This window comes from Bradyrhizobium sp. 195 (assembly GCF_023101665.1).
Taxonomy (GTDB): domain Bacteria; phylum Pseudomonadota; class Alphaproteobacteria; order Rhizobiales; family Xanthobacteraceae; genus Bradyrhizobium.
In genome coordinates this window covers 3,573,495-3,589,695 of record NZ_CP082161.1, presented here as the reverse complement: position 1 = coordinate 3,589,695, position 16,201 = coordinate 3,573,495, and the positions used below count along the sequence as shown (strand labels likewise).

Below are 16,201 nucleotides of genomic sequence, written 5' to 3'. Positions count from 1 at the left end.
CGAGTGTCGCTCGTCTGGTTTGGGCGCCGTCTGCTGCTGATGGTCTACACCGTCATCGTGGTCTCGATGCTGGTGTTCGCCATCACGCAGATTCTGCCGGCCGACGCGGCCCAGTCACTGCTCGGCGAAAACGCGACGCCGGAGATGCTGGCTGCGCTCAGGGCGAGGCTTGGGCTCGGCGCTCCGGCCTGGCAGCAATATCTGCGCTGGGCCGGCCACGTCTTCACCGGCGATTTCGGCATCTCGATGCGGACCAGCCAGCCCGTCGGACCGGAAATGCTGAGCGCGCTGTCGCGTTCGCTGCTGCTCGCGGCATCGTCCATCCTGGTCACGCTGGTCGTCGCCGTACCGCTCGGCGTGGTGGCGGCGCTGCGGCAAGGCAGGTTCGCCGACACAGGCCTCAGCCTGATCGCATATCTCGGTGTCTCGTTGCCCGAATTCGTTACTGCCACGCTGCTTGCGCTCCTGCTGGCCGACACGTTGCATTGGTTGCCGGCAACGGGCTACGTCTCGCCGCTGGAACATTTCGGGGAGGGCATTTCTCATCTGGCGCTGCCCGTGCTGACGATTTCGGTGATCCTCATCGCGCATGTGATGCGCATGATGCGCTCCGAGACGCTGGACGTGCTGAAATCGGACTATATCCGCGCAGCCCGCTTGAAGGGCCTGCCGGAACGCAGCGTGCTGTTTCGTCACGCGCTGCGCAACGCGCTGTTGCCGGTGGTGACGATCATCGCGCTCGATGTCGGCTACCTGCTCGGCGGCATCATCGTGATCGAGGAGATCTTCGCCATTCCCGGCATCGGACGGGCCCTGATGGTCGCAATCACCACGCGCGACCTGCCGTCGATCCAGGCCGGCGCTTTGATCATGGCGGCGACCTATGCGGTCACCAACACGCTTGCCGACATGGCCTATGCCCTTCTGGACCCGCGGATCCGCTATGATTGAGCTGTTCGTCCGCCTGATCCGAAGACCGCAGGGGCTCGTCGGCGTCACACTCCTGGCACTCATCGCCATTGCATGCCTGTTCGGGCCGTCGCTTGCCCCGTACGCGCCCGAGAAAATCGATTTTCTTGGCCGGTTTCGTCCACCCGGCTGGCAGAACTGGCTCGGCGCGGACCAATTCGGCCGCGACATCCTGAGCCGCCTGATGGTCGGCGCCCGGTCGACCGTGCCGATGGCTCTGATCGCGACTTTTGTCGGCAGTGCGGCCGGCGCCATCATCGGCGTCGGCTCGGCCTATCTCGGCGGCCGGACCGACGAGGCCATCATGCGCACGAACGACGCGGTGATGGCGATCCCCGGCCTTCTGCTGGCCCTGTTGCTGGTCTCGACGCTCGGCAACGGCGCCGGCAACGCCGTCATTGCCATTGCGGTGGCTTTTGCACCCGGCATGGCGCGCGTCACGCGTTCGGTTGCGCTCAACGTGCGCAATCAGGACTACGTCAAGGCGGCCATCGCGCGTGGTGAGGGCGCAGGCTGGATCATCTTCCGCGAGATGCTGCCCAACGTCATGGCGCCGATCGTGATCGAATCCACCATTCGGGTGTCCTTTGCCGTAATGCTGTTCGCAACGCTCAGCTTCCTCGGTGTCGGCGCCCAACCTCCCGCATCCGAATGGGGGCTCATGGTGGCGGATGCCCGGCAGTACATGTACCAGGCGCCGTGGGGCCTGATCGTGCCTGCCGCGGCGATCGCGCTCACCGCCATTGCCTTCAACCTGCTGGGCGATGGCCTTCGCGACGCCCTCAATCCGAAGGATGAGCGGTGATGCCGGCCCTTGCCGTCAAGAACTATACGCTGGACTACGCGACGGCTGCGGGGTCCGTGCGCGTACTGCGCGACATCTCGCTCGAGATCGCACCGGGCGAAGTGCTGGGCCTCGTCGGCGAATCCGGCTCGGGCAAGAGTTCGCTCGCCTGGGCCTTGATGCGCCACTTGCCGGACAATGCCCGCGAAATCGCAGGCTCCCTCCATCTCGGCGATACCGACCTGCAGGGCCTGAGCCCGCGGGAACTGACCAGGATCCGGGGACGCCGGCTCGGCATGGTGTTCCAGGATCCCTCGACCTCGCTCAACCCGACCCTCACCATCGGTCGGCAGGTCACGGAGACGCTGATCAGGCATCGCGGCGTGGGGCGCCGCGAAGCGGACGCGCTGGCCGTCGACCTGCTCGGACATGTCGAACTGCGCGCTCCCGCCGCGATCATGCGCCGATATCCACACGAGATCTCCGGCGGCGAAAAGCAGCGCGTCATCATTGCCACGGCATTCGGCTGCCGCCCCGACATCATCCTCTTCGACGAGCCGACCACGGCGCTCGACGTCATCACCGGTGCGCGCATCCTCGAGCTGTTCGCCCGGCTGCGGCAGGAAACCGGCGTTGCCGCACTTTATATATCCCACGACCTCGCGCTGGTGACGCGGGTTGCCGACCGGGTCGCAGTGTTGAAACGCGGCCGTCTCGTGGAGCAGGCCCCAGCCGCCGACATCTTCCGTGCCCCACGCCATGCCGATACGCAGGTCCTCGTGCAGGCGGTGCCGAGACCCGAGCGGCGCCTGGTACATGACAAGTCCAGTGACGAGATTCTTCTCTCGGCCTCGGACATCGAAGTCCAATACGGCCGCGCCGGCCTTTTCAGCCAGGTGCCGGCGCCCGCGACCAGGAGCATCGGGCTCGACGTGCGGGCCGGAGAAATCCTTGGTCTTGTCGGTGAATCCGGATCGGGCAAATCGTCGGTGGCGCGCGCGCTCACCGGTCTTGCTCGCTTCTCCGGCAAGGTCTGCTTCGCCAATCAGGTGATCACGGGCGCCCGCGACATGAACGCGGCCTATCGCCGCGATGTGCAGATCATCTTCCAGCATCCGGACTCCTCGCTCAATCCGCGCCACAAGATCGGCGAAATTCTGTCGCGCCCGCTGAAGCTCTATGGCGGAAACGCCGCCGAGATTCCCCGCCTGCTCGAACAGGTCCGCCTGCCGGCCTCCTACGCCGGCCGCTGGCCGCACCAGCTCTCAGGCGGCGAGAAGCAGCGCGTCGCCATCGCGCGGGCATTCGCCGCGCGACCGAAGCTCGTGATCTGCGACGAGATCACCGCGCCGCTGGACGTCTCGGTGCAGGCACAGATCATCGAACTGCTGCTGGCGCTGCGCGCCGCGACTGGAACCGCCTTTCTCTTCATCACCCACGATCTCAACCTCATCCGTCAGATCGCCCACCGCATCGCCGTGATGCGCCGCGGTGAAATGGTCGACCTGTTGCCGGCCGAGGATTTCGACGCAGATCACGTTCATCCCTACACGCGCGAGCTGATGGCCGCCTCCCCCGTGCCAGTCGGCTGACGACAAGGATCTTTTCTCCATGGATCACAACACCCTTCTCACGCGGATCGATGTGCCTACCGCCCTCGACCTTTTGTCAAGTATGGTGCAGCACAAGAGCTATTCAAAATCGGACGGCGAGAAGCAGCTTGCAGCCTTCATGGCCGGTCGCATGCGCGAGATCGGCCTCGACACCGAGCTCTCGCCATTCGGCGACGAAGGCCGCGTCAACGCCGTCGGCCGCTGGAAAGGCTCGGGCGGCGGCAAGAGCCTGATGTTCAACGGCCATCTCGACACCAACCCGGTGACCGAAGGCTGGACTGTCGATCCCTGGGCCGGCAAGGTCGACGAATCCTTCATCTATGGCATCGGCGTTTCCAACATGAAGGCCGGCGACGCCGCCTATTTCTGCGCCGTCAAGACGCTGATCGATGCCGGCGTCAAACTTCGGGGCGATGTCATCCTCACCTACGTCGTGGGCGAGCTGCAAGGCGGGGTCGGCACCTACTCGCTGGTCGAGCAGGGACTGCGCGCCGATTACTTCATCAATTCGGAGCCGACCGATCTGAAAGCGATGACCATGCACGCCGCGGCCTTCATGTTCATCATCGAGCTCACCGGCAACACCCGCCATCTGTCCAAGCGCGAAGAGGCGGTCGACGCGATCACGGCGGCCTGTGACCTCATCCCGCGCCTGAATGCGATGAAGTTTTCCGGCGCGCTCTCGCCGGAGCATGAGCGGATCAATCGAGTCCATGTCGGCGTCGTCCACGGCGCGCTCGGACGCGAGCTGCACGAATGGCGCACGCCTCAGGTCGCGGACTTCGTGCGGATCAAGGGCTCAGGCCGCTATGCGCCGGGGCAAACCGAGGCCGGCGCGATGACCGACATGCGCCGCGAACTCGACGCGCTCGAAGCAAGGTTTCGGGGCCTCAAGGCCGAAATCAGGTCGGAGGACCGCTCTGGAGTTCCGACCATGCCGCCGTTCGAGGTCCCGCGCACGAGCCCGATCGTGGCGGCGGTCAATCGCGCCTATCGTACGGTGCGCGGCGAAGATCAGCCGACCGGCCCCGTTGCGCCGAGCTGCTTCTACGGCACCGATGCCGGACACCTGCACTATTTCGGCAAGATGGAAGGCATCGTCTGCGGGCCCGGCGGACGTTACAACACCATGCCCGACGAACGGGTCGATATCATCGATTTCGTTGACATGATCCGCATCTACATGCTCGCCATTCTGGAGATCTGCGGATAGATGCGCTCCGACGCTCCAATCCATCATTGGGACGACGGAGAAGCGGATAGCCTTGCGATTTCAGCGCAATATCCGACATTGTGATTGGTGAGCTGTGCAAGACCGGAGCCTTGGCCATTCGTGCGCATCCAATACGGCGCGGGCGTCACGCTTCGGAGGTTAGACCAGATGCATGGCCGGCAAAGCCACCTCGAAGGTCGAGCCGTGACGACTGGATTCTGCAAGAACCAAGCTGCCGTCATACCTTTCGACGATCATGCGGCAGATCGGCAGGCCCAGTCCCATCCCTGCCCGCTTGGTCGTGAAGAACGGCTCAAAAATGCGGCCTTGGTCGTTCGGACAAATTCCCCCGCCGTTATCGCGAACGAAGAGGATAACAGCCTCGCCGTCGAGCCGTGTTCCAACGTTCAATCTGCGACCGTCGGTCAAAGCGGAGTTCACCGCTTCGATGGCGTTTTTCAGCAGGTTCAAAATCACTTGTTGCAGTTGCACGGGATCCGCACGCACCAAGGCGCCATCGACTTGAAAATCGGTCACGACCGACACTTCGTTCAACTGCAATTCGTGCTGCAGTAGCCGCAATACCTGGCGTGTGATTTCCTCAATGTTTATCGTCGCAGGTTGATCAGCGGCGTCCTTGAAAAGCCCGCGAACGCTCCTGATCGTCTCATTCACCCTTAAACTTGCTTCTTCCATATCCTTGAGAATGACGTTGATCTCGTCCAGCCGAGGAGGTTGTGCCTGAAGCATTTGGAGAGCCGTGCTTGCATTCAAAGTGATCGAGCCCAGAGGCGACCTGACTTCATGGGCGATCGCCGCGGTGGCAGCGTCGATGCTCACCAAGCGATTGGCTCGCTCACGCCGCTGCATTGTCAGGGCGCTGGCGAGCCGAGAGTAGAGCACGGTCATTTCGGTCAGCAGGACCGACAGCATGCAACTTGCGACCAGCGCAAAGCCGCGAGCCGCATACCAACCAACCGAAAAGCGAACCGAGCTCGCGACGGCTGCCACGAGGAAGTTAGGCAGCCACGCCAACAAGGTCACCATCAGCCAGAGATCAAGCACCGTTCGCCCGCGTGCAAAAAGCAGCAAGAACAAGAATGCGCCGAAAACGAACAAAGCGACGTTGATCTGATTACCGAGCCGCGTCTGCAGCGTGACACTCGTCGTGTAGAAGCTCGGCAGGTGCCCGACCCAAGTGGTCACAAGCGTCGCCGCTAGAACCACCACCCCGAACACGAACGCAAGCGTGAGCGCGATGCTGGCAGCGGGTGACCGGGGAATTGCCGCTTTCATCTCTTTCAGCAAGACGTAGGACAGCACGCACAAGGAAAACGTCGTGTGCCAAAGGACGAAGAACCAGGCCGGCGTATTGTAGCCGTCACCGATGATGCCGTTAGGTGCGTAGCCTCCCGGAAAACTCAACGTCTGCAAGAAAGCGAACGAGGCGCTGAAGAGGTATGCGCTGGCGATGGCCAGCAGCGATCGATGCGGCTGGACCGAATACTGGGCCAACAGCAGAATTGCCGTAAGCAGGTCGGCTGCGCTCAGGACGGTTTGAAGAACCGGAACGAAACTGTCGATCCTGCCGATCTGGAGATGCGCAAAAGGCGCAACTAGCGCTGCAAGAGCGATAATCACAATGGCAAGGCCAACCGCGACTGCTCGCTGTTTCGGCGTTGCGGGCATCAATGCGACTACGACAGGAAGATCCCGATCCGATGCGGGCGTGTAACGCTGCGTTTCGACGTTCAGCATGGTGGCCGCCTGTGCTCCGGCGGTTGTTGATACTGTGGTTGTTCGAGTGCGCGGCGGCCCGAAGATCAGTCCATGGCTCCCGCTCACCTGGGCAGCCTCGGGTTTTAACAGGGGACATCCTGCCACGGTGTAGTGACCGCAGCAACTGAGCTTCCAGGTGCGGGCGATGAGGCCGTTCTCGTCATCGAACCTTCCCGGTCCCCGACAAGCCTGCCGTGCAGCCTTCTGGCCTACAGTCTTGGGTTGGCCGTCAAACCCTCGACACTGAGACTTGCCGCCTAATGTGCGACAGAAGTGTCAATCGCCTGCAACCTCATTTCGCAAGCGATATTGTGATCCCGCTGAGGTTGGCGGCAAACTCCAGGCCAGCCTTCGGCCCTCGCAGGACGATCACAACCCCCTTGTCGTTGCGCAAGTGGACACCGTTCACTCCCCCGACGAGCGCCGCGCCGCCGCCAACTGAGCTGTAGGAACCCGCAAAGTCGGAGATTTCGCGGATGCCCGAAGCCCAGCCATCGAGCCGGCCGATGGTCGCGCCGGCCGTGATACCAAGGCTAATTCCGGACACTTGGAAGGGATAGTTGTGGCCGCGATAGGTCAGCACCCCGTTGCCCGCGCCAGCGCCGACGAGCAGGCCCGCCTTCACTATCTTGACCCTGACCTGGCCTGAGGCCTGCGCGAAGGACGGTGTCGCCGGAACGACCAACGCAAGGAGCGCGATCGTTCCGAGGTAAATCACCGAAGTCCTCAACAAGGCAATGCAGCGCTCAAGGTTTCTCTGCATCGACTTTCTTCCAGGTCTGGTCGGGATCAAACAAGGAGGTACGCCTGGCGACGAAGTCTGTGCGCTTGCCGAGATCCTTCTGGTAGACGGTACCGTCATGATTGACGAGGAAGGTCATCACGCCGGAATTGCCATACTCGGCAGGCCAGGCAATCAGCCCGAAGCCGCCAATCATCTTGCCTTTCACGACGTAGTTGAGTGGGCCGCCCGGCGCGTCCATCCCCTGCCCCTTCAAGATCCGAAAATAGTATCCGTGATATGGGCTCGGCCCTACACCTGCAGCTTTGTAGCCTTCGGCAGAGGCCTCCGCCGCAAGCGGACCGAGCGGGCTCGGGTCGTTGTCGTCGCGCCAGAACAGCCCATCCTTCTTGCCGGGATTGCTGACGATGCGTTGCGCGTAGACGCCGACGCCCTCACCGCGATCTTTGCCGGCATATTCATTCTGGGCGTCGACATAGGCGAGTGCGGTCTGGATCGCGTCGAGCTCGTTCCGGCCGATGCGGCGGCGGAGCACTTCGATCCGCCCCTCGTCAGTGTCGAACGCCCATCCGGACTTGGTGTTGATCAGCGGGATCGGAAACGGAAAATCGTCCGGACCCAGCATCAGGGTTGCGGTCTTGTTACCCTCCGCCTTGAGGCCATGCTTGGCGTCATACATCGACGTGAAGCGCTGGCGTATATCGTTGTCGGCAATCTCGTCACCGGAGAAGACGATGTCCTCGGCGGCCTTGCCGAGCACTTTCAGGATGTCGCCCGGCCCGCTCTTGACCGCCGCCGCAAGCGCCGCGGCAGCGTCTTCCGGCGTCTCGTACGATTGCTGGGCCTGTGACGCAGAGCCAAGCAGCGCCAGGGCCATGATGCCGGGCAGAAACGCGCGGCGTAACGATTTCAGACCGGTCATGGTGACACCTCCGCGGGGATCTTCGCGCCGCCGGCGAGCCAGTCGCGGTAGGTGCGGAATGTCAGTCCGAGCTTCTCGTAGTACACGCGCAGATATCCGTCGCTTCCGCGCGTTACGGCGTTCGGCATCACCTGCTCGACCTCCTGCGCCATGACACCGACATAGGCCTTGTCGCTGCCGACGTAGCTGAAGCGGTAATAGCCGAGGCCGTTGCCGAGATAGCCGAGCAGGACGACGTCGTGCTTCAGCGCCATATCGGAGCGCAGGCCACCACCACCGCCGCGCCCGCCTCCTCCGCCTCCACCGCGGAAGCCACCGCCGCCACCCATCGACATCCCGCCACCACCGCCACGACCGGCCATGCTCGGTCCGCCGCCGCCACCGCGGGGTATGCTGGCCATGCTGGATCGCCCACGTGCCGATGCCGCGGCCGCCGATCGGCCGGAGGAAACGTTCATCGCGCCGCCACGATTGCCGCCTCCGCCACGGTTGGCCGCACCGCCACCTGCGCGGTTAGCGGCCTTGGCGCGATCGCCGCCGCCCTTGCCAGCATTCTTAGCGCGGTCACCGCCGCCCTTGGCGCCCGCAGCACCGGCGCGGTCGCCCGGCCGATCGCCACGATTGCCGGCACGGTCACCCGCGCGATCTCCGGCCCGGTCACCAGCGCGATCACCCGGGCCACCACGATCACCAGCACCGTCGCCCGCGCGGTCACGCACTCCTTGATCCGGCCGCAGCACCTGGTTGCCGTCGCGGCCGCGGAAATCCATCCGGTCCGCCGCGCCAGTCTTTAGATTGTTGTTACCGAACCGCTGCTGAACATTGGCGTTGTTGTAGCGCACGCCCTGACGGTGCGCCGCATTGTGCTGCCAGCCGGTGTTAATGTTGGTGTTGCGATGGTTGACGTAGACGTTGCGGTTGCCCCAGTTGCAGCCGCCGCCCCAGTAATTGCCCCAGCGTCCGATAGCCCAGGCGGTGCCGAACGCAAGACCAGCCGCGACAACGCCTGCGCCGATATAAGAGGGATAGCCGAAATAGTAGGGCGGGTATTCCGCGTAAGGCCATGCCCCATAAACGGCGGCTGGCTCGTAATATGGCACGTACATCGTCCCGGGCTCGGCCGGTTCGATGACGACCACCTGCTTGTTCTCTTGCGTCTTGACGCTGACCTTCTGCTGCTTGGTCGTAACGAGCTTCTTGTTGTCATAGGCCTTGGTGCGCAATCGCTGGATCGCATCCATCACATCTGCCTGCTGGGCAAGAAAGGCGTCCCCGAGATTCTTGGTCCAGTCGAGCTTGTCGCTCATCATGGTCAGCACCTCTGCAGTGCTCGCCAGCGCCTTGACGCTGTCATCCCATGCCTGCTTCTCGACCTCGGCCCTGAGCGCATCGCCCTTCAGCGACTTGCGCTCCTTCAGCCAGCGATCGGCCTGCACGACTTCCAGCGGATAGGTCGAGGCCGCCAGCACATTTGCCAATAATTCGTCGGGATAGAGGGCGACCGGCGCGACTAGCGCTTCGAGCTGTTCAGGCTTCAGGAGTTCGGCGCTCGGCGGCGGCGGGCTCCCCGGCTGCGTTTGAGCTACTGGAGCTGCAGGATTGTCTGCTGTCTGCGCCGAGGCGACGACCGGCATAGCGGTCAATAGCGCAAGCGTCACCAGAGCTTTCGCACAACCACGCATCACAATCCTCCATCGAATTCGCGATTGGCAGGATCGGTCCGCGACTGGATCGTTCTTTGACAAAGATCAAAGGAAGTTCGCTCCGCCGAGGCTGGCTCAATCGCCCTGCTGCAACGCGAAGGTCGATCGCAGGATCGGAAGCTTGACCGTGAACACAGCTCCACCGGGCGGCAGATTTTCCGCCGAAACCGTTCCGTGGTGCACCTCGACGATGGTACGGACGATCGCCAGTCCCATGCCCATTCCCTGCGGCTTGGTGGTGAAGAACGGATTGAAGATCGTCTTGAGATCATCCGCCCGGACGCCGGGACCGGTGTCACGGACCCTGACCTCGGCAAAGCTCCCCGTACGACTCAGGGCCACGCTGATTTCTCGCTTGCTTGTCTGAGCCTCAGCAGTCGCATCCAGCGCATTGATGATGAGGTTGAGAAGGACCTGTTGAAGATGAATCGGGTCGCCCCGAACATAAAGCTCGCTCGTCGCGGGAGCGTAGCTCAGTACGACGCCACGTCCCTGCGCCAGATCAGCGACGAAACCCACGACCTCGCGGATGGTACTGTTCAGTTGAACGTCACGCACCTCGAAGGGAGTCTTTTTCAGCATGCTGCGCAGCCGTCGGATCACTTCGCTGGCTCGCTGGTCGTCGCGCCTGATATCAGCCAGGATCGCTCTGAGTTCATCGAGGTTGGGAGAGGCGCTCTTCAGCATGAGCTCCGCTGTCTCGGCGTTGGTCAGGATCGAGCCGAGTGGCTGGTTAAGCTCGTGCGCTATGGAAGTCGTCATCTCTCCGGCGGCCGCATAACGGCTGAGATGCGCGAGCTCCGCGAGGCGCTGCCGCGACTCGACGTCAGCCAGCCGGCGGCGGCGACGCTCGTGCAGCAATCCGCTGATCAGCCCGCCCTGGACCAGGAACACCGCTGCGATCATTGCGATCTGCCAACGATACCGCTCCCACATTCGCGGCTCGCGAAACAGAACCTCGCTTCCCGGCGGCAAATTGCTCTCGCTGATGCCCCAGCGATGAATCTCGCGCCAGTCGTATTTTGGTGGCCCGAGTTCAATTGCTTCGTATTTGATGTTGGCGGGCTTCTCCCCGCGAAGGATGCGGATAGCGGCATCGATGGTCTTCGAACTGGTCTCGCCAACCGAATGCATCGGGCCGCCGACGCTGCTCCCGCCGAAGAAGGGCTCCTGGTAGGAAAAGATCGGCGCGTTGGCGACCGCGTGCAGGCTGCGCAAGGCGATGTCGCCTTCGTGAACGATGCCTGCGGCATCGACCGACATCAGGCCCCAGAACAGTACTGTGTGGGGCGGAAGCGTTGACGCGCTCTTCAGGATCTCCTCGAACGGCAGATCCGAATACCAGATGAGGTCAAGCCGGCCCGCCAGGGGCTTTAGCTCCCGCTTCACCTCATCGATCCAGAACTTCTCGAGCGGTGAGGCACCGATGACGACGGCGACCGTCTTGGTGTCCGGCAGGACCTGAAGGATGTTGCCGAAGGCGGCCATGAAATCGTTGCGGACCGCCACGACAACGTCGTCGTCAGTAAGGTCGAGGCCGTTCACCAGCCGCTGCTCGACGACGGTCAGCACCGCCGGCGTTTTGGGGAAGAGCTTTGCGCGGTATCCCTGCACGAACCGCGCCGCGGGCGCTCCGATGCTGAGGACGATGTCGGGAGGCGCGCCCTGGTAAAGCGAGCCGAGATAGTTGACGAAGGGCGCTTCCGGCCCAGGATCGTTGAAGCGCGCAGTGAGAAGCGTGTGCTCCTGGATGTCGAGCGGCCATGGCGACTGCCGCTTGAGTTCGGCCTTGATGCTCCGCGCATATTCGCTCCAAGGCCGGAAATCCCGACCGAAGGAATGGAGCAGCAAAACCCGTTTGGGTTCATTGCGCTCGGCGGCGAGCGCCGCAGGCCGCAGAGCCCCCCAAAACAGCAGGCAAAGAATGAGCCGGGCAACCGTGATCGGCCAATCCGACTTGATCGGGGCTGTGAAGATGCGCCCGCTCATGCTTTCTCCGGAAGAGTGGCTGCCTGCCGCAGTTACTCTAACTCGAACCGGGCAGGAGCCAATCATCCCGTTGGGTTTGCCATTAACAGCGCGTGGTCACCCTGCCGTAGGCATCCACAACCTGCACACACGACGAACCATAGGCGCCAGCCGCGCCGGCCGCCGCACCAACAGCCACCGCCCGGCGCGTCGTCCTACGGGCAACGCCGGCATAGCTCATGGGGGTCAGCGGTCGCCCTACTCTCGCTTGCGCCTCCGAGACAAAGGCGCCTTCGGCAAGGTGGCGAGTCCCATTCATGAATAGTCCTGCGGCAACTGCTATTGCTGCGGATGCGTAGATGAGGATTTGTCGCGACTTGATCATTTCTTTGCTCCTGACGGAGTTCCGGGAGGGAGTTCGTCGAATTCGGCTATCGCGACGGAATCGAGACCGACCTTGGTCGCGCCCGCAGGGGCCTTGAAGATGAATGTGTCGGCATCCGCAAAAGCATCGGTCTTCCAGTCCCTGATCCGCAGCGTGTATTGGGGCGCACCTGAGAGCGTCTTGCTGGTGATCACGTATTTCCGCGGCACTGGCTTAGCACCCTGCTCGATCCAGATCTGCCAGTCGATTTCGGGGTTCCGAAAAGCAAGGTGCTCACATTCGACGCCATCGACTACGCCTTGGCCGATATGCTTGCCTTCGCTGGCGCTGGCCATTAGCTCGTCGAAAGCGTTGGAGAGGATGAGGTCGGTGCCGGGCATGCCGAGGCCCGAGCTGGCTTGCATCGTCGCGATCATCTGGTCCACCGTGCCCGGCGCCTCCGCCTGAATATAGGACTTGGCATCGTTGCCGTAGAGCGAGACCGTCTTGCCGTCATAGATCAATTCGATATCGGCATAGCCGCCGGTGCGCCTGACGCGGAGCTTGTCGGGCCGGCTCAATTTGAGCTGACCCGAGCTCGCAAACTGGATCTTCTGCAGCTCCGGCGTAATGACCTCGATGTCGCTGTCGAAGGCAGCGGACAGTGTGTTCTGCGCGCCGAGATAGTCAGTCATGGATTTCAGGAGCTTGGCTGGATCGTCAGCGCGGGCCGAAGCGGTCGCGGCAACTATCACCGCTGCTGCGGCAATCGCCGAGCTGGCGCGGCATTTTGCGCGAAGGAATTCTTTCTTCTTCATGAGGATACTCCCGTGATGGAAGCGCATTCAGGACGCACCGGTCCCTGCATTGTTGATTTGAATCAAGAAGAGCGTTGGCGGCAATTTCCGTTGCGTGTAACCGTGTCAGTGCCCGCTCAGAACCAGCGTCTTGATGGGAAGCAGCAGCGCCTGGATGCGCAGGAGCAAGGCGTGTACCAGGCCGACGCCATCGACGACATGCAGCGCGATCTTGCGGCCGGTACTGGTGCCCTCGGCAGATATTTCTTCGTGGTTGCTGGTGTAGGCATTGACGATGCAACTGCTGCCCGGCGTGACGCCGTCCAGCCCTCCCTTGTAGAGCGGCTCCAGGAACACAAGGATCGTGCCGGGACGCACGATGTTTTGCGGATCGATCAATTGCTCGCCTGCGCGGAACTGCCCGGCGGCGATATAGTCCTGCACTGTCGTGACAACCATCGGAATGATCACCCAAGGCCTGGAGATGCAGGTCGCCTCCGCCACCATGCCTTCCTTCATCACCTGGGCCTCAATCTGACCGAAGCCTGCCTGCAGAGACTTCCGGCCAGCTCCCTCGGGAACCAGCACACCGGCGGGCCGCATCAACTGGTTGACGACGTCGCCTGTGCGGATCAGGAACTGTTCGACGCGTCCGTCGATACCGGCTCGGATAAAGGTCTTGTCGAGATCGACCTGGGCTTGGGCGAGAGCAGCCTCTGCGCTCGCCTTCTGCGCAGGAATCAAAGTCGATACTTGCAGCGTCTCCGATTCCTTTACGGCTTTCGCCGCGTCCACTCCGGCCTGGCGCTGATCGACCAGAACCTGGAGCTTCTCAATATCACGCTGCGGCACGATACCGGGATTGCGGCGCTGAAGGTCGGACTTCGTGTCGAGTTCGTCCTTGGCTTGCTGATAACTGGCCTTTGCCTCCTGGATTTGGGCTTCGGCCTTGACCACATCGGATTGCGCCGCCGTCATTGATGCATCGACCTCGGCAACCTTGCGCTTTGCCGTCTCGAGCGCAGCCTGCTGCTTGGAACTATCGAGCGTGAACAGCACGTCGCCCTGCTTCACCGGCGCGCTGAAACCAACCTTGACCTCGGCCACCCGTCCCGATCCCTCAGGCAGGATCGGCACAGTGCGAAAATAGAGCGCTGCCGAGGTGGTGGACGGATGGAAGTAGAAGATCATGGTGATCAGCGAGACCGTGAGCATCAAGCAACCCGTGATGCCCCATCGCAGCTCATACCAGACCGAGAAGAAGGTGATCTCCTTGCCGAAACGTTTGCCCTGGACATACCGGCGATAGAGGTAATCTGGCAGTATTGTGAGGAGAGAGCAGAACATGAGCTCAAACATGGCTGCGCTCCTTCTCCTTCATGACGCGGGATTTTTCTTCCGGCGGCGAACCGCCCTGATCATCTGGACGCGGCGTTCCGTCCTCGGGCATCGACGATTTCGGCTCTGTCGGCTGCCCGTCAGCGATCCTCTCGACGGAGTCGGCGATGCTGCGCATTGGCGTACCGAAATCGGGAAGATCAATAAGTGCGAGCAACAAGCCAGCCACCCAGAAGACATGCATATGGGTAAAGAGCGAAATCAGACCGAGCACGGCGACAAATTCAAATTGCAGCTTCTGCGACTTGTGCGCCATCCGCTCTGGCAGGCTGTGTAATTTCCAATAGAGCGTGCCGACCCAGAACACGACGCCGATCAGGAAGATGCCCATCACCACCATCAGCGGATCCACGCCACTTCCCGGCGCGAGATAGAACGGCAGATGATGCGGAGCCATCGGATGAAGTTGCTCGCTCAACGTTCTCTCCTCATCTGAGGCATGTCCGCCTGATTTTCCAACGCAGTGTCCGCAGCGGGCTGCGGAATTGCTTGATCTGGATCAACGGCCTGAAAACGGCGCCACCTAGCGTCGCCTGAAAGCTGAAATAAAGCAACCAAGCAGGAGCCCCCTGTCATGCCCGGCATCGATGATCTCATTCCCAGTGCCACGCAGATCCGGAAGGAAGCGGCCCTCAAGGAGGCCGAGAAAGCAGACGAATATGTCCGCCTTGCCGCCGCCGCCGAAGCAGAGAAGCGGGCCCTGATTGATCGACTGACAAAGCCGTCGGGCAAGACCGAGGACGAGAAGATCAAGCTCGCTTCGACCATTATCCAGCGTGCGGTGCGAAATGGATTGACCGAGGTTCAGGTCTATCGTTTCCCCAACACGCTGTGCACGGACAAGGGCCGCGCCATCAATCAGCAGGAAAAGGGCTGGGAGAGCACCCTGACCGGCATCCCGAAGGAAATCTTCCAGCTCTGGACCGACTATCTGAAGCCGCGCGGCTATCGCATTGCCTATCAGATCATTGACTTCCCGGGCGGCATGCCGGGCGATATCGGCGTGACCATCTCCTGGGGCGATGACTAGCGAGGAAGGCAGTCAAAGGAACGGACATGGCCAAGGACGACTCCTCTGAGCGGATGAAGCGCAAGGATTACGAGAAGGAGCTGGAAAAACTCCAGGTCGAGCTGTGTCACCTCCAGGATTATGTGAGGCAGAACAAGCTCCGTGTCATCGTCCTTTTCGAAGGTCGCGACGCGGCCGGCAAAGGCGGCACGATCAAGGCGATAACCGAGAAGGTCAGCCCGCGCGTATTTCGCGTCGTGGCATTGCCGGCACCTTCGGACCGTGAGAAGACGCAGCTCTTCTTCCAACGCTACATGGAGCAGTTTCCCGCCGGCGGCGAGATCGTGATCTTCGACCGAAGCTGGTACAACCGCGCCGGCGTCGAATACGTGATGGGCTTCTGCACACCCGCCGAGCACGATCGCTTCCTGTCGCTGTGTCCGCAAATGGAAAAATACGTCATCGACGGCGGCATCATCCTGATCAAGTTCTGGCTGGAGGTCGGGATGGACGAGCAGGAACGCCGCTTCAAGGCGCGCATCGACGACCCGGTCCGGCAATGGAAACTGAGCCCGATGGACCTGGAATCGTATCGGCGCTGGTATGATTATTCGCGAGCCCGCGACCTGATGCTCCGGAAAACGAGCACGAAAGACGCGCCGTGGTATATCATCCGCTCCGACGACAAGCGCCGGGCGCGGCTGAACTGCATCGCGCATCTCCTGAAGTCCATCCCGCACAAGCCCATCAAGAAGGACAGGATCAGACTGCCGAAACGCTCCGACAAGGGGCACTATAACGACCAGGCGGGCTTGCGCGGGATGAATTTCGTCGCAGAGCAATATTGAAGATCAGGCCGCGCAATGACCGGCCCGATCGCATGACGCAGACCTGCCGACGGACCTCTAGTCGGCCCGTCAGCAGCGCGTGATATCAATAC

At 62.1% G+C, this 16,201-nt stretch carries 14 protein-coding genes; 6 read left to right on the top strand and 8 right to left on the bottom strand.

Annotation, left to right across the window (positions count from 1 at the left end):
- The first annotated feature begins 3 nt into the window (after positions 1 to 3).
- Genes IVB26_RS16350 through IVB26_RS16335 form a run of 4 tightly spaced genes read left to right on the top strand, consistent with a single transcriptional unit; the run spans position 4 to position 4,579 of the window.
- Complete coding sequence (locus IVB26_RS16350) at positions 4 to 951, top strand: ABC transporter permease (protein ID WP_247972587.1); 948 nt, start codon at positions 4 to 6, stop codon at positions 949 to 951.
- The gene (locus IVB26_RS16345; protein ID WP_247004552.1) at positions 944 to 1,774 is read left to right on the top strand and encodes an ABC transporter permease; all 831 of its coding nucleotides are present in this window, start codon (positions 944 to 946) and stop codon (positions 1,772 to 1,774) included. The genes IVB26_RS16350 and IVB26_RS16345 overlap by 8 nt, the downstream gene beginning before the upstream one ends.
- Positions 1,771 to 3,345, top strand: coding sequence for an ATP-binding cassette domain-containing protein (locus IVB26_RS16340; RefSeq protein WP_247972586.1), 1,575 nt, complete (start codon positions 1,771 to 1,773; stop codon positions 3,343 to 3,345). Before IVB26_RS16345 ends, IVB26_RS16340 begins: the two co-directional genes overlap by 4 nt.
- A 19-nt stretch (positions 3,346 to 3,364) precedes the next feature.
- The gene (locus tag IVB26_RS16335; protein WP_247972585.1) at positions 3,365 to 4,579 is read left to right on the top strand and encodes a M20 family metallopeptidase; all 1,215 of its coding nucleotides are present in this window, start codon (positions 3,365 to 3,367) and stop codon (positions 4,577 to 4,579) included.
- A gap of 159 nt (positions 4,580 to 4,738) precedes the next feature.
- On the opposite strand, the gene IVB26_RS16330 is transcribed toward IVB26_RS16335, so the two are convergent.
- From IVB26_RS16330 to IVB26_RS16290, 8 genes are all read right to left on the bottom strand, one after another.
- A complete protein-coding gene (locus IVB26_RS16330; protein WP_247972584.1) occupies positions 4,739 to 6,337 on the bottom strand; it encodes an MASE4 domain-containing protein in 1,599 nt (532 codons plus the stop codon).
- 313 nt (positions 6,338 to 6,650) lie between these two features.
- Positions 6,651 to 7,076, bottom strand: a complete 426-nt coding sequence (locus tag IVB26_RS16325) for a hypothetical protein (RefSeq protein ID WP_247972583.1) — start codon at positions 7,074 to 7,076, stop codon at positions 6,651 to 6,653.
- A gap of 28 nt (positions 7,077 to 7,104) precedes the next feature.
- Positions 7,105 to 8,022: a DUF2950 domain-containing protein gene (locus tag IVB26_RS16320; protein ID WP_247972582.1), complete on the bottom strand. Its 918-nt coding sequence runs from the start codon at positions 8,020 to 8,022 to the stop codon at positions 7,105 to 7,107.
- Positions 8,019 to 9,704 carry a DUF3300 domain-containing protein gene (locus tag IVB26_RS16315; RefSeq protein ID WP_247972581.1) on the bottom strand — a complete coding sequence of 562 codons (1,686 nt, stop codon included), beginning with the start codon at positions 9,702 to 9,704 and terminating at the stop codon, positions 8,019 to 8,021. Before IVB26_RS16315 ends, IVB26_RS16320 begins: the two co-directional genes overlap by 4 nt.
- A gap of 96 nt (positions 9,705 to 9,800) precedes the next feature.
- Positions 9,801 to 11,714 carry a sensor histidine kinase gene (locus tag IVB26_RS16310; protein WP_247972580.1) on the bottom strand — a complete coding sequence of 638 codons (1,914 nt, stop codon included), beginning with the start codon at positions 11,712 to 11,714 and terminating at the stop codon, positions 9,801 to 9,803.
- Positions 11,715 to 12,074: 360 nt separating this feature from the next.
- A complete protein-coding gene (locus IVB26_RS16300) occupies positions 12,075 to 12,875 on the bottom strand; it encodes a DUF2092 domain-containing protein (protein ID WP_247972578.1) in 801 nt (266 codons plus the stop codon).
- Between the two features lie 105 nt (positions 12,876 to 12,980).
- On the bottom strand, positions 12,981 to 14,213 hold the full coding sequence (locus tag IVB26_RS16295) for an HlyD family secretion protein (RefSeq protein ID WP_247972577.1): 1,233 nt from the start codon (positions 14,211 to 14,213) through the stop codon (positions 12,981 to 12,983).
- On the bottom strand, positions 14,206 to 14,649 hold the full coding sequence (locus IVB26_RS16290; protein WP_247973183.1) for a hypothetical protein: 444 nt from the start codon (positions 14,647 to 14,649) through the stop codon (positions 14,206 to 14,208). The genes IVB26_RS16295 and IVB26_RS16290 overlap by 8 nt, the downstream gene beginning before the upstream one ends.
- A 177-nt stretch (positions 14,650 to 14,826) precedes the next feature.
- On the opposite strand from IVB26_RS16290, the gene IVB26_RS16285 reads away from it, so the two are divergent.
- On the top strand, positions 14,827 to 15,282 hold the full coding sequence (locus tag IVB26_RS16285; protein ID WP_246916299.1) for a hypothetical protein: 456 nt from the start codon (positions 14,827 to 14,829) through the stop codon (positions 15,280 to 15,282).
- 26 nt (positions 15,283 to 15,308) lie between these two features.
- Positions 15,309 to 16,109, top strand: coding sequence for a polyphosphate kinase 2 (gene ppk2 / locus IVB26_RS16280; protein WP_247972576.1), 801 nt, complete (start codon positions 15,309 to 15,311; stop codon positions 16,107 to 16,109).
- Positions 16,110 to 16,201: the final 92 nt, after the last annotated feature.